Annotated in this window: 10 protein-coding genes; 5 read left to right on the forward strand and 5 right to left on the reverse strand. The window is 68.1% G+C overall.

Annotated elements, in window-relative coordinates; translation table 11 throughout:
- Window positions 1–51: 51 nt before the first annotated feature.
- The 3 genes from hldE to UB43_RS23770 all read left to right on the forward strand — a co-directional run bounded on the left by hldE (window position 52) and on the right by UB43_RS23770 (window position 4,229).
- Window positions 52–1,476, forward strand: a complete 1,425-nt coding sequence (gene hldE / locus UB43_RS23760; RefSeq protein ID WP_045216128.1) for a bifunctional D-glycero-beta-D-manno-heptose-7-phosphate kinase/D-glycero-beta-D-manno-heptose 1-phosphate adenylyltransferase HldE — start codon at window positions 52–54, stop codon at window positions 1,474–1,476.
- Window positions 1,477–1,729: 253 nt separating this feature from the next.
- Window positions 1,730–3,013 carry an acyl-CoA dehydrogenase family protein gene (locus tag UB43_RS23765; protein WP_045216129.1) on the forward strand — a complete coding sequence of 428 codons (1,284 nt, stop codon included), beginning with the start codon at window positions 1,730–1,732 and terminating at the stop codon, window positions 3,011–3,013.
- Between the two features lie 10 nt (window positions 3,014–3,023).
- Window positions 3,024–4,229 carry an acyl-CoA dehydrogenase family protein gene (locus UB43_RS23770; protein ID WP_045216130.1) on the forward strand — a complete coding sequence of 402 codons (1,206 nt, stop codon included), beginning with the start codon at window positions 3,024–3,026 and terminating at the stop codon, window positions 4,227–4,229.
- Window positions 4,230–4,367: 138 nt separating this feature from the next.
- Here UB43_RS23770 and UB43_RS23775 read toward each other — a convergent pair whose 3' ends face one another.
- From UB43_RS23775 to UB43_RS23790, 4 genes are all read right to left on the reverse strand, one after another.
- Window positions 4,368–5,279: a hypothetical protein gene (locus tag UB43_RS23775; protein ID WP_045216131.1), complete on the reverse strand. Its 912-nt coding sequence runs from the start codon at window positions 5,277–5,279 to the stop codon at window positions 4,368–4,370.
- 320 nt (window positions 5,280–5,599) lie between these two features.
- A complete protein-coding gene (locus tag UB43_RS23780; protein WP_045216133.1) occupies window positions 5,600–6,403 on the reverse strand; it encodes an aldo/keto reductase in 804 nt (267 codons plus the stop codon).
- Window positions 6,400–7,575, reverse strand: coding sequence for an FAD-binding oxidoreductase (locus tag UB43_RS23785; protein ID WP_045216135.1), 1,176 nt, complete (start codon window positions 7,573–7,575; stop codon window positions 6,400–6,402). The genes UB43_RS23780 and UB43_RS23785 overlap by 4 nt, the downstream gene beginning before the upstream one ends.
- Before the next feature lie 181 nt (window positions 7,576–7,756).
- Entirely contained in the window at window positions 7,757–8,089 is a 333-nt protein-coding gene (locus UB43_RS23790) for a multidrug efflux SMR transporter (protein ID WP_045216137.1), read from the reverse strand.
- 135 nt (window positions 8,090–8,224) lie between these two features.
- Between UB43_RS23790 and UB43_RS23795 the strand changes: the two genes are divergently transcribed.
- Window positions 8,225–9,109, forward strand: coding sequence for a LysR family transcriptional regulator (locus UB43_RS23795; RefSeq protein ID WP_045216139.1), 885 nt, complete (start codon window positions 8,225–8,227; stop codon window positions 9,107–9,109).
- A gap of 145 nt (window positions 9,110–9,254) precedes the next feature.
- Window positions 9,255–10,526 (forward strand): lipid IV(A) 3-deoxy-D-manno-octulosonic acid transferase, encoded by a 1,272-nt coding sequence (gene waaA / locus UB43_RS23800; protein ID WP_045216141.1) that lies wholly within the window; start codon window positions 9,255–9,257, stop codon window positions 10,524–10,526.
- A 259-nt stretch (window positions 10,527–10,785) separates the two neighbouring features.
- Here waaA and UB43_RS23805 read toward each other — a convergent pair whose 3' ends face one another.
- Window positions 10,786–11,379: a helix-turn-helix domain-containing protein gene (locus UB43_RS23805; RefSeq protein ID WP_024764293.1), complete on the reverse strand. Its 594-nt coding sequence runs from the start codon at window positions 11,377–11,379 to the stop codon at window positions 10,786–10,788.
- Between the last annotated feature and the right edge of the window lie 113 nt (window positions 11,380–11,492).

The following is an 11,492-nucleotide window of genomic DNA, read 5'->3' on the forward strand; positions in this document are numbered from 1 at the left end:
CAGCGGGCGGCTATGGTATTATCCGCGGCGATTTCGACCTGCGGAGTTCCCATGAAATTGACCATGCCCCGATTCGATCAGGCCCCCGTGCTGGTGGTAGGCGACGTGATGCTCGACCGCTACTGGCACGGCGCGACCTCGCGCATCTCGCCCGAGGCCCCGGTGCCCGTGGTGCGGGTCGAGCAGCATGAGGACCGCCCCGGCGGCGCCGCCAACGTCGCGCTGAACCTCGCCGCCCTCGGCGCCCCGGCCTTCCTGGTCGGCGTCACCGGCGTCGACGAAGCCGCCGACAGCCTGAGCGACAGCCTCCAGGCCGTGGGCGTGACCACCCGCTTCCAGCGCATCGCCGGCCAGCCGACCATCGTCAAGCTGCGGGTCATGAGCCGCCACCAGCAACTGCTGCGCGTGGACTTCGAGGAAGCCTTCCGCACCGACCCCGTGGCGCTGTCCACCGACGTCGAGGCGCTGCTGGACCAGGTTCGCGTGCTGGTGCTCTCCGACTATGGCAAGGGCGCGCTGAAGAACCACCAGGCGCTGATCCAGGCCGCCCGCCAGCGTGGCATTCCGGTGCTGGCCGACCCCAAGGGCAAGGACTTTGCCATCTACCGCGGCGCCAGCCTGATCACCCCGAACCTCTCCGAGTTCGAAGCCATTGTCGGTCGCTGCACCGACGAGGCCGATCTCGTCGCCAAGGGCCAGCAACTGATGACCGAGCTGGAGCTCGGCGCCTTGCTGGTCACCCGTGGCGAACACGGCATGACCCTGCTGCGCCCCGGCCACAGCGCCCTGCACCTGCCGGCCCGTGCCCGCGAAGTGTTCGACGTCACCGGCGCCGGCGACACCGTGATTTCCACCCTGGCCGGCGCCATCGCCGCCGGCGAGGACCTGCCGCAGGCCGTGGCCCTGGCCAACCTCGCCGCCGGCATCGTCGTCGGCAAGCTGGGTACCGCCGCCATCAGCGCCCCGGAACTGCGCCGCGCCGTGCAGCGCGAGCAGGGTTCCGAGCGTGGCGTGCTGAGCCTCGACCAACTGCTGCTGGCCATCGAGGACGCCCGCGCCCACGGCGAGAAGATCGTCTTCACCAACGGCTGCTTCGACATCCTCCACGCCGGCCACGTGACCTACCTGGAACAGGCGCGCGCCCAGGGCGACCGCCTGATCGTCGGGGTCAACGACGACGGCTCGGTCACCCGCCTGAAAGGCCCGGGTCGCCCGATCAACAGCGTCGACCGCCGCATGGCGGTACTCGCCGGCCTCGGCGCGGTGGACTGGGTCGTCAGCTTCGGCGAAGACACCCCCGAGCGCCTGCTCACCGAAGTCCGCCCGGACGTGCTGGTGAAAGGTGGCGACTATGGTGTCGAGCAAGTGGTCGGCGCCGACATCGTCAAGGCCTACGGCGGCGAAGTCCGCGTGCTGGGCCTGGTGGAGAACAGCTCCACCACCGCCATCGTCGAGAAGATTCGCCACCAGGGCTGATCTGCTTTCGCTTGCCTGGATGCGCGGGCCTGGGCCGTTCTCGCAGGGACCGCCTTTCGTAGGAGCGAGCTTGCTCGCGAACAACCCCCCGCTGCGGGGCCGTTCGCGAGCAAGCTCGCTCCTACAGACCCCAGGTAACCCCGGCTACCCGCCACTGACCGCTCTGCCAGTGACCAACGGCAAAGCGGTCATGGTCCCTGTGGCATTTTGCAGCGCATGATCGGGGCATCCACCCTCCGCGGAGCGAGATGCCATGACCACCGACGTGCAGGGCCGCGCCCTGGCCGTGCTGAACCGTGTCGCCCAGGCTGACTGGCCGGACCGACTCAAGCTGCGCAAACCTTTCGAAAGGCTGCTCTACAGTGGCAGCCGCACCGGCTTCCGGCTGGCCAGCGAGCGCGCCGCCAAACAGCCCAAGACTCCGCGCAAGGCTGATCCGGACGGGTTGTTCGACCTGTCCCTGTCCGACGAACAGCAGATGCTGGTGGAGATGCTCGAAGGCTTCGCCGCCGAAGTGCTGCGCCCGGCCGCCCATGAGGCTGACGCCAAGGCCACTCTCAGCCTCGAGCTGCTGGCCCAGGCGCAGGAACTGGGGCTGACCCACTACGGCGTCAGCGAAGTGCACGGTGGCATGGCTGGCGAACGCACCGTCGTAACCAACGCGCTGATCGCCGAATCCCTCGCCCGTGGCGACCTGAGCCTGGCTGCTGCGCTGCTGGTGCCGCTGTCGGCGGCCAACTGCATTCGCCGCTGGGCCTCGCCGCAACAACAGGCGCGCTGGCTGCCGGCGTTCGTTGGCGAAGAGGCGGCGCCGCTGATTGCCATCGCGGTGAATGAACCGCAACTGCTGGCCGATCCACTGCGGCTGTCTACCAAGGCGCGCAAGCGTGGTTCGAGCTACACGCTGTCCGGCGAAAAATGTCTGGTCGTGCGCGGCGTGGATGCGCAGAAGCTGATTGTTGCGGCGGATGCCGGCGACGGCCCGGCGCTGTTCCTTATCGATACCCGCGCCAAGGGGGTCGAAGTACGCGCCGAACCGGCCATGGGTCTGAAGGCCACCGGCACCGCGCGCGTCCGCTTCAAGGGCGTGAAGGTCCCGGCCGAACTGCGGCTGGCGGCCGAGCGCTTCGACTACCAGGCCTTCCTCGATCACACCGCGCTGGCCTGGTGTGCGCTGGCCGTGGGCACCGGGCAGGCCGCGCTGGACTACGTGATCACCTACTGCAACGAGCGCGAAGCCTTCGGCGAGCCGATCAGTCATCGCCAGGGCGTGGCCTTCATGGTCGCGGACATCGCCGTCGAGCTGGACGCCATGCGCCTGATGGTCTGGCGCGCCTGCGCGCTGGCCGAGCGTGGCCAGGCGTTCCATCGCGAGGCCTACCTGGCGAAGCTGCTGTGTGCCGAGAAGGCGATGAAGATTGGCACCGATGCGGTGCAACTGCTCGGCGGCCACGGTTTCACCCAGGAGCACCCGGCCGAGCGCTGGTACCGTGACCTGCGTGCCGTCAGCCTGATGGCTGGCGGCCTGCACCTGTAAGGAGCCTTGCATGTACCTCGAGACGCCCAAGAAATTCCGCACCTTGCAGAACCAGGCCCGCCAGGTGGCGGAGAACTACCTGCGACCGATCTCCCGCAAGTACGACAAGGCCGAGCACGCCTATCCCAAGGAGCTGGACCTGCTGGCCGCGCTGCTGGACGGCATGAACGCCGGCTCGCCGGACGCCGTCGGCGCCACCTCGGCCAGCAAGCGCAAGGCCGGCGCGGAGGAGGGTGTGAAGAACGGCGGCAACCTCTCCGCCTGCCTGGGCGTGATGGAAATGTGCTGGGGCGACACCGGCCTGCTGCTGGCCATGCCGCGCCAGGGGCTGGGCAACGCCGCCATCGCCGCGGTGGCCAACGAGGAGCAGCTCAAGCGCTTCTCCGGCACCTGGGCGGCCATGGCCATCACCGAGCCGGGTTGCGGCTCGGACTCGGCGGCGATCCGCACGACCGCCACCCGCGATGGCGATCACTACCTGCTCAATGGCGAGAAGATCTTCGTCACCTCCGGCGCTCGTGCCGATGCGGTGGTGGTCTGGGCGACCCTGGACAAGAGCCTGGGGCGCGCGGCGATCAAGTCCTTCGTCGTGGAAAAGGGCACGCCGGGCATGACCGTTACCCGGCTGGAGAAGAAGCTCGGGATCAAGGCCTCGGACACCGCCTCCATCAGCTTCACCGATTGCCGAGTGCCGGCCGCCAACCTGCTGGGCAACGCCGAGATCGACGTGCAGAAAGGTTTCGCCGGGGTAATGGAAACCTTCGACAACACCCGCCCGCTGGTGGCTGCCATGGCCATTGGCGTGGCCAAGGCGTCGCTGGACCGCACCCGCGAGCTGCTGAAGAAGGCTGGTTGCCGCTTCGACTACCGCCAGCCGCTGCTCAGCGCCAGTCACGCCGAAGCGACGCTGTACCGCCTGGAAGCCGAATGGGAAGCGGCACGCCTGCTGACCCTGAAGGCCGCCTGGATGGCTGACAACCGCCTGCCCAACTCCAAGGAAGCTTCCATCGCCAAGGCCAAGGCCGGGCGGGTGGCCAACGAAGTGACGCTGAAATGCGTCGAGTTGGCAGGAGCGCTGGGCTATGGGGAAGAGGAGTTGCTGGAGAAGTGGGCGCGGGACTCGAAAATCCTCGACATCTTCGAGGGCACCCAGCAGATCCAGCTGCTGATCGTGGCGCGACGGTTGCTGGGCAAGAGTTCCAGTCAGCTGAAGTGAAGCTGTTGTAGGAGCGAGCTTGCTCGCGAACCGGCCCAACGACTGCTTGGCCGGTGTGTACCGTTCGCGAGCGAGCTCGCTCCTACAGTGAGTCAGGTTCTGATCCGGCCGTCAGGATGGCCGAATCAGGTGACGGCCTTAGGCCGTGCGCCGCCCGCTGCCGGCATTGCCGGCGGCGGGCGGCCACTGCTCCATCCATTCGCGGAAGCGGATGCGCTCCTCGCGCACCAGCCAGCCATCCTGCCCGGCGAAGCTCTCCGACAGCCACAGGCCGCGGGTGCTGGCCTTGCACAGCTCGCCCTTGCTCAGGGTGAACAGCTCGCCGGTCGGCTGGCCGTGTTCCAGCGGCAGCAGGTAGAGGTCCGGGCGACGGCGGTCCAGCCGCGCCACCAGCGGGCCGCTTTCGAGTTTCTCGTCGACGTGGAACAGGCTGACCTCGCGGGCATCCTTGGGCAGCTCCATGCGCAGGTCATAGACCAGCTGCAGCGAAGCCGTCGGCAGGTGCACATAGGCCTGCGGGCGTTCCAGAAGACGCAGCGCGCCGGCCTGCACCGGGCGCGAGGCGCCGGACAGCGGGGTGAGCGAGAAGTGGCTGCTCTCACGGTAGCGCAGGATGCCCTCGTAGGGCGTCGGCAGCCAGGTGTCGCCGAAGCGCCCGCCGAGCCAGCCGTCGGCGGTTTCCACCAGGCATTCTTCGGCGACTTCCTGGATCGCGGTGAGCAGCGGCAGGTTCAGTTCATGGGCCGGCACGTAGCCGGAAATCAGCTTGAGCACGGTGTCGCCACGGTCCAGGCGGCGCTGGCGTACCAGGATCCAGTGGTCGCGGCCCTGGTAGTTCAGGGTCAGGCGCACCGAGACGCCGAGGTTGGCCAGTTCGGTGACGAAGTGCTCAGTCTCGTTGATCTCGATGGGGCGGCGCTTTTCCAGGACCTGGGCGAAGTTCAGGGGCTTGCCGAGGGTCTGGTAAATGAGGCCTTCCGGGCTGGCTTCCACCAGCAGCGGCAGGGTCTTGAAGGCGGTCGGGTCCTTGTGGGCGAGCGTACGGGGCATAGGGGGCTTCCTTCTCGTACAGGGCGCCGGGTTGCGCTGGCGCGTCCTTACCTTGGTAAGCGACGCCGACGCGAACGCTGACTGTCCTGAGAGACAGTCCGGCCGATCGTTCATTGACGGGGTCGCTACAACCTAGACAGCCTGACACCGTTCCTGGTGTCATCGAAAATCAAAAGGATTTCCGGATTTTTCCCTGAAAGGCTTGGCGATTCCGGGGCTTTTGCATGGGAATCGCCGGCTGGCGACAGTTTCTGTGTCCACGGTTTTCGCCGGGGGAGTTGGAGCATGGCACAGGAATACGTAATCCACATGACCGCCGATCAGCGGTCGAGCACCTCGGCTGCGATCGCCACATTGTGCGCGAGATGCAGCGGATTGATGGTGCCGACGATGGCGCTGGCGACGCCGGGATGGCCCAGCACCAGCTCGAAGCTGGCGCGCACGGGGTCGACGCCGGGGGCGAGGGTGGCGTGGCCGCTGGCCAGGGCCTTCTTGATCAGGATGCCGCGGCCATGGGCCTGGGCATGGTCGATCACCGGCTTTTCCGCCTGCTCGTTGAGGTTGTAGGTGACCATTGCGCAGTCGCCGCGCTCCAGGGCCAGCAGGCCGCCGTCGGCAGTCTTGCCGGAGAAGCCGAAGCCGCGGATCAGCCCTTCTTCCTTCAGGCGCTCCAGGGTCGCATAGACCTCGGTGCCACGCAGGATGTCCAGGTCGTTGCCGTCGGAATGCACCAGCACCAGGTCGATGTAGTCGGTCTCCAGGCGCTGCAGGCTGCGTTCCACCGAGCGGCGCGTGTGGGAGGCGCTGAAGTCGAACTGCGACTGGCCGCCGACGAATTCCTCGCCGGTCTTGCTGACGATCACCCACTGGTCGCGCTGGCCGCGCAGCAACGGGCCGAGGCGCTCCTCGCTGCGGCCGTAGGCCGGGGCGGTGTCGATCAGGTTGATGCCCAGCTCGCGGGCCAGGGCGATCAGGTCGGCGGCTTCGCGGTCATCGGGGATGCGGAAGCCAGCGGGATATTTCACGCCCTGATCGCGGCCGAGCTTCACGGTGCCCAGGCCCAGCGGCGAGACGTTCAGGCCGGTGCTGCCCAGCGGGCGATGCAGGTGATGCAGGGTCTTCATCCGAGCAGTTCCTCCCACACCGGGCGGGCCATGGCCGGGCGCGGCAGGCCCGGCAGGGCGGCGTTCGCCTGCGGGCGGATGCCGCTCTTCTCCAGGGATTCCAGCACGCGGTCGGCGAAGTTCGGCGCCAGGGCCAGCTTGGTCGGCCAACCGACCAGCAGGGCGCCGTCCTCGGCGAGGAAGGCGCTGTCCGGGCGCAGCAGGTTGTTCTGCGAGGGCTCCGCGCGGTCCACGCGCAGGGTGGCCCAGCGCGCGGCGGAAAGGTCGATCCAGGGCACCAGCTTGTGCAGCTCGCGCTGCGCCTCGGCGATCTGCTCGGCCTCGTTGCGCGCCACGCCGCCGGCCTCGGCAATGTCGCCGCCCAGGTACCAGACCCAGTCGCCGTTGCTCAGCGGGTGGGTGGTGACGGTGACGCGGGGCTTCGGCCCGCCGCCGAGGCAGTGGGCGTACAGCGGTTTCAGGGTCGGCGCGGTGACCAGCACCATGTGCAGCGGGCGGCGCTGCATTTCCGGGCGCTCCAGGCCCAGCTCGCGCAGCAGCGCCTCGTTGCCGGCGCCGGCGCTGAGCACCACGCGCTGGGCGCGGATCTCGCGGCCGTCTACGCGCAGGCCGACCAGTTGGTCGCCTTCGCGCAGGGCTTCGATGCGTTCGCCGGCCAGCAGGCCGTCCTCGGCCAGTTCGGCGAGGCGCGCCACCAGGCTGGGCACGTCCAGCACCAGCTCGGTGAGGCGGTAGGCCTTGCCCTTGAAGGCTTTGTCCTGCAGCGCTGGCGGCAGGTCGCTGCCCTTTACCTGGGCGACGCGGCTGCGCACTGCCTTGCTGGCGAAGAAGCTGGTGAGGTTGCCGGCCAGGCCGCCGGGGGACCACAGGTAGTGGGCGTCGGAGAGCACGCGCACGCCGCGCAGGTCCACTTCGCCGGTGCCGGCCAGGCAGTCGCGCCACAGGGCGGGCATGTCGGCGATGGCTTCGGAGGCGCCGGTCAGCGCGCCGTGCAGCGCGTACTTGGTGCCGCCATGGATGATCCCCTGCGAGCGCATGCTCTGCACGCCGCCCAGCGCGGTGTTCTCCACCAGCACGGTGGAAAAGCCGGCGCGACGCAGGCGGGCGTTGAGCCAGAGACCGGCGATGCCGCCGCCGACGATGAGGATGTCGGTGCTCAGGGATTCGGACATGAAAACGCCTCGTGGGGAAAACGAAGCGCGCAGTATAACGCCTGATAGACCCGGCGGCCTTTCGCAGCGGTGGCCCGGGCCTGTAGGAGCGAGCTTNNNCGCGAACCCGCTTGACGCCGGGCTGCCGGGAGAGCGTTCGCGAGCAAGCTCGTTCCTGCAGAAGGCGGATGACGACGGTGCGTCAGTGGCCGGCGGTGCGGGAGAACAACTGGATGACCACCACACCGCTGACGATCATGCACATCCCCAGTACGGCGGCAGTGTCGAGTTTCTGCTGGTAGAGGAACAGCGCCGCAACGCTGACCAGCACGATGCCCAGGCCGGCCCAGATGGCGTAGGCGATGCCGACCGGGATGCTGCGCACCACCAGGGTGAGCATCCAGAAGGAAATGGCGTAGCCGACGATCACCAGGATCAGCGGCAGGGGCGTGGACAGGCCTTTGACCGACTTCAACGAAGCGGTGGCGACGACTTCGGCGACGATGGCGATGGCGAGGTAGAGATAGCCGGGCATGGTGGGTGCTCCCCGGAACGACACGCCGCTCGGTATGAGCGACACGCTGCTGACGTTCGATTCTGCCGGGCATTCTAGTCTCCCGGATGATGGGATAAAGTCATTACCTATCTGAATTGGAGATGGGTTGCAGCCATGCAGTGGAACCTGGACCAGTTGCGACTCTTCGTCAGTGTCGCCGATCAATCTTCCTTCTCGGCGGCGGCCCGGCAGCTCCAGCGCGTGCAGTCGGCGGTGAGTTCCTCCATCGCGCTGCTGGAGAGCGACCTGGGCGTGACCCTGTTCGAGCGCAGCAGCGGCCGCCAGCCGGTGCTGACCGCCGAGGGCAGGGCGCTGCTGGATGAAGCCCGCGAGGTGCTGCGCCAGTGCGAGCGCCTGGAAAGTCGCGCGCTGGCGCTGGTGCGCGGCACCGAGCCGTTGCTGCGCCTGGCGCAGGACGAGGCGATGCCCTACCAGCCGGTGCTTTCCGGGCTGCAGGCGCTGGCGCAGGAATTCCCCACCCTGGAGGTGCAACTGGCCAGCGGCGCCCAGGGCGATGTGGCGCGCAAACTGCTGGAACGCCGCGCCGACCTCGGCCTGCTGTTCCACCACGAGGGCATGCCCGAGCAACTGGAGCGGCAGCGGTTGGGCACCATCGAGATGGTCACCGTGTGCGGCGCCGGGCACGAGCTGGCGAAGCTGGATTACGCCGACCGCCGCGAGCTGGCGCGGCATCGCCAGTTGCTGATGGCCCCGCAGGACAGCCATTACCCCGGCGGCGAGCAGATCAGCCCGCTGGTCTGGCGCGCCGACAGCTTCTACGCCATGGCCGAACTGCTGATGCGTGACCTCGGCTGGGCCTGGTTGCCGACCCACGTGGCGCAGTACCCGGCCTACCAGCCGCTGCTGGTGGAGCTGGCCAGCGACTGGACGCCGCCGCCATTGGTGGTGGAGCTGGTCTGGCGCCGCGACGAGCCGTTGGGGCCGGCGGCGAACTGGCTGGGCGAGTGCTTTGCGGAGCATCTCGCCGCGCCGGTCTGAGCAGTTTCCGTAGGAGCGGACTCTGTCCGCGATGATTTCCCCACGCGCCGGTGGCCGATCGCGGACGAAGTCCGCTCCTACGCGCCTCCCACCTCATGCGCCAATTGCAGCGGGCCGGGCGGGTAATTTGCTACTCTCCGCCGCCATGAACCGGACCCTCTATACCCTGCTGTTCCACCTGGGCCTGCCGCTGGTCGCGCTGCGCCTGTTCCTGCGCTCGCGCAAGGCGCCGGCCTATGCCCAGCGCATCGGCGAGCGCTTCGCCCTCGGCCTGCCGGACCTCAAGCCCGGCGGCATCTGGGTGCACGCGGTGTCGGTGGGCGAGAGCATCGCCGCCGCGCCGATGATCCGCGCGCTGATGCAGCGCCATCCCGGCCTGCCGATCACCGTCACCTGCATGACGCCCACCGGCTCCGAACGCATCCGCGCAATGTTCGGCGACCAGGTGCAGCACTGCTACCTGCCGTACGATCTGCCCTGGGCGGCGGCGCGCTTCCTCGACCGCGCGCGGCCGGTGTTGGGCGTGATCATGGAAACCGAGCTGTGGCCCAACCATATCCACCAATGCGCCAGGCGCGGCATTGCGGTGGCGCTGGCCAATGCGCGGCTGTCCGAACGCTCGGCGCGTGGCTATGCGCGCTTCGCCGGGCTGACCCGGCCGATGCTCGAAGAGATGAGCTGGATCGCCGTGCAGACCGAGGCCGAAGCCGAGCGCTTCCGCCAGCTTGGCGCGCACCCGGACTGCGTGAGCGTCACCGGTTCGATCAAGTTCGACCTGACCATCGCCCCCGAACTGCTGGTGCGCGCCGCTGACCTGCGCAGCCAGTGGCAAGCGCAGCAGCGGCCGATCTGGATCGCTGCCAGCACCCATGCCGGCGAAGACGAAATCGTCCTGGCGGCGCACCGCCAACTGCTGGAGAAACATCCGGACGCACTGCTGCTTCTGGTGCCGCGCCACCCGGAGCGCTTCGGCCCGATGTTCGAACTGTGCCAGCGCGAAGGCTTCCGTACCCAGCGCCGCTCCACCGGCGAGCTGGTCACGGCGGACACCCAGGTCCTGCTCGGGGACACCATGGGCGAACTGCTGTTCCTCTACGCGCTGGCCGATGTCGCCTTCGTCGGCGGCAGCCTGGTGCCCAATGGCGGCCACAACCTGCTGGAACCGGCGGCGCTGGGCAAGCCGGTGCTGTCCGGCCCGCACCTGTTCAACTTCCTGGAAATCGCCGCGCAACTGCGCGAGGTCGGCGCACTGCGCGAAGTGGCCGATGCGCCCTCGCTGGCGGTGGCCGTGGCGGCATTGTGGGATGAGCCGGCCAGCGCCGAGCGCATGGCCGAGGCTGGGCTGGGTGTGATGAAGGCCAATCAGGGCGCGCTGGAACGGTTGCTGGATGGCCTGGGCCGACTGATCAAGGGTTGATCGGGCTTCGGTGCGACGGATTTTCCTCACCCTAGCCCTTCTCCAGGGGAAGAGGGGGCCGTTCGGTGTAGGGCCAAGCGCCGAGTCAGCCGGATGGTACCGTTCTTGAAAGCTGGGAAACGGAGCCTGACAAAACCTTCACCCAGAATTTCCCGGTGCCTCGACTGTAGGAGCGAGCTTGCTCGCGAACGCTCTTTCGGCAGCAACGGCATCAGGCAGGTTCGCGAGCAAGCTCGCTCCTACGAAAAGCCCCGAGACTTCAGAACGTCGGCGGGGTAATCACCCACAGCACCACCGCGTCCACATCACCCGGATTGCCGTAGCGGTGCGGCTCCTGGCTGGAGTAGCTGAAGCTGTCGCCCTCATTGAGCAGGAAGTAGCGCTCGCCCACCCACAGCTCGAACGTGCCGCTGAGCAGGTAGCCGGCTTCTTCGCCTTCATGGCTGTAGCTCTGCTGGCTGTAGGTGCCGGGCGGGAACTTCGAGTGGAGGATTTCCAGCTGGCGGCTGGGCTGCGGGCTGAGCAGTTCGTCGACGATGCCGTCTTCGTAATGCACGCTGGTGCGGGCGTTGCGCCGCACCACGTAGCCGGCGTCCGCCGGGTCGACCTGCACTTCGCTGGCGAAGAACCACTGGATGGTCACGCCCAGGCTGCGGGCGATGTTGAACAGCGCCGGGATCGATGGATAAGCCAGGTTGCGTTCCAGCTGGCTGATGTAGCCCGCGGTGAGCCCGCTCTGCTCGGCCAGCGCCGCCAGGGTCATGCCGCGCCGCTTGCGCAGGCCGCGGATGCGGGTGCCGAGGAACTGCGCTTCGGCGTTGGCGGGTGCTTCCTGCGGGGCTTTGCGGCTCATGCGGCGAGGGTCCTGGCGAATGTCGTCGTGGGGCATTCTAAACAATGCACCGGGGCTGTGGGCCTGCCGGTTTGCCAGACGACGCTAGGGTCGACCTGTAGGAGCGCGCCATG

The organism is Pseudomonas sp. 21 (assembly GCF_000955805.1).
Taxonomy (GTDB): domain Bacteria; phylum Pseudomonadota; class Gammaproteobacteria; order Pseudomonadales; family Pseudomonadaceae; genus Pseudomonas.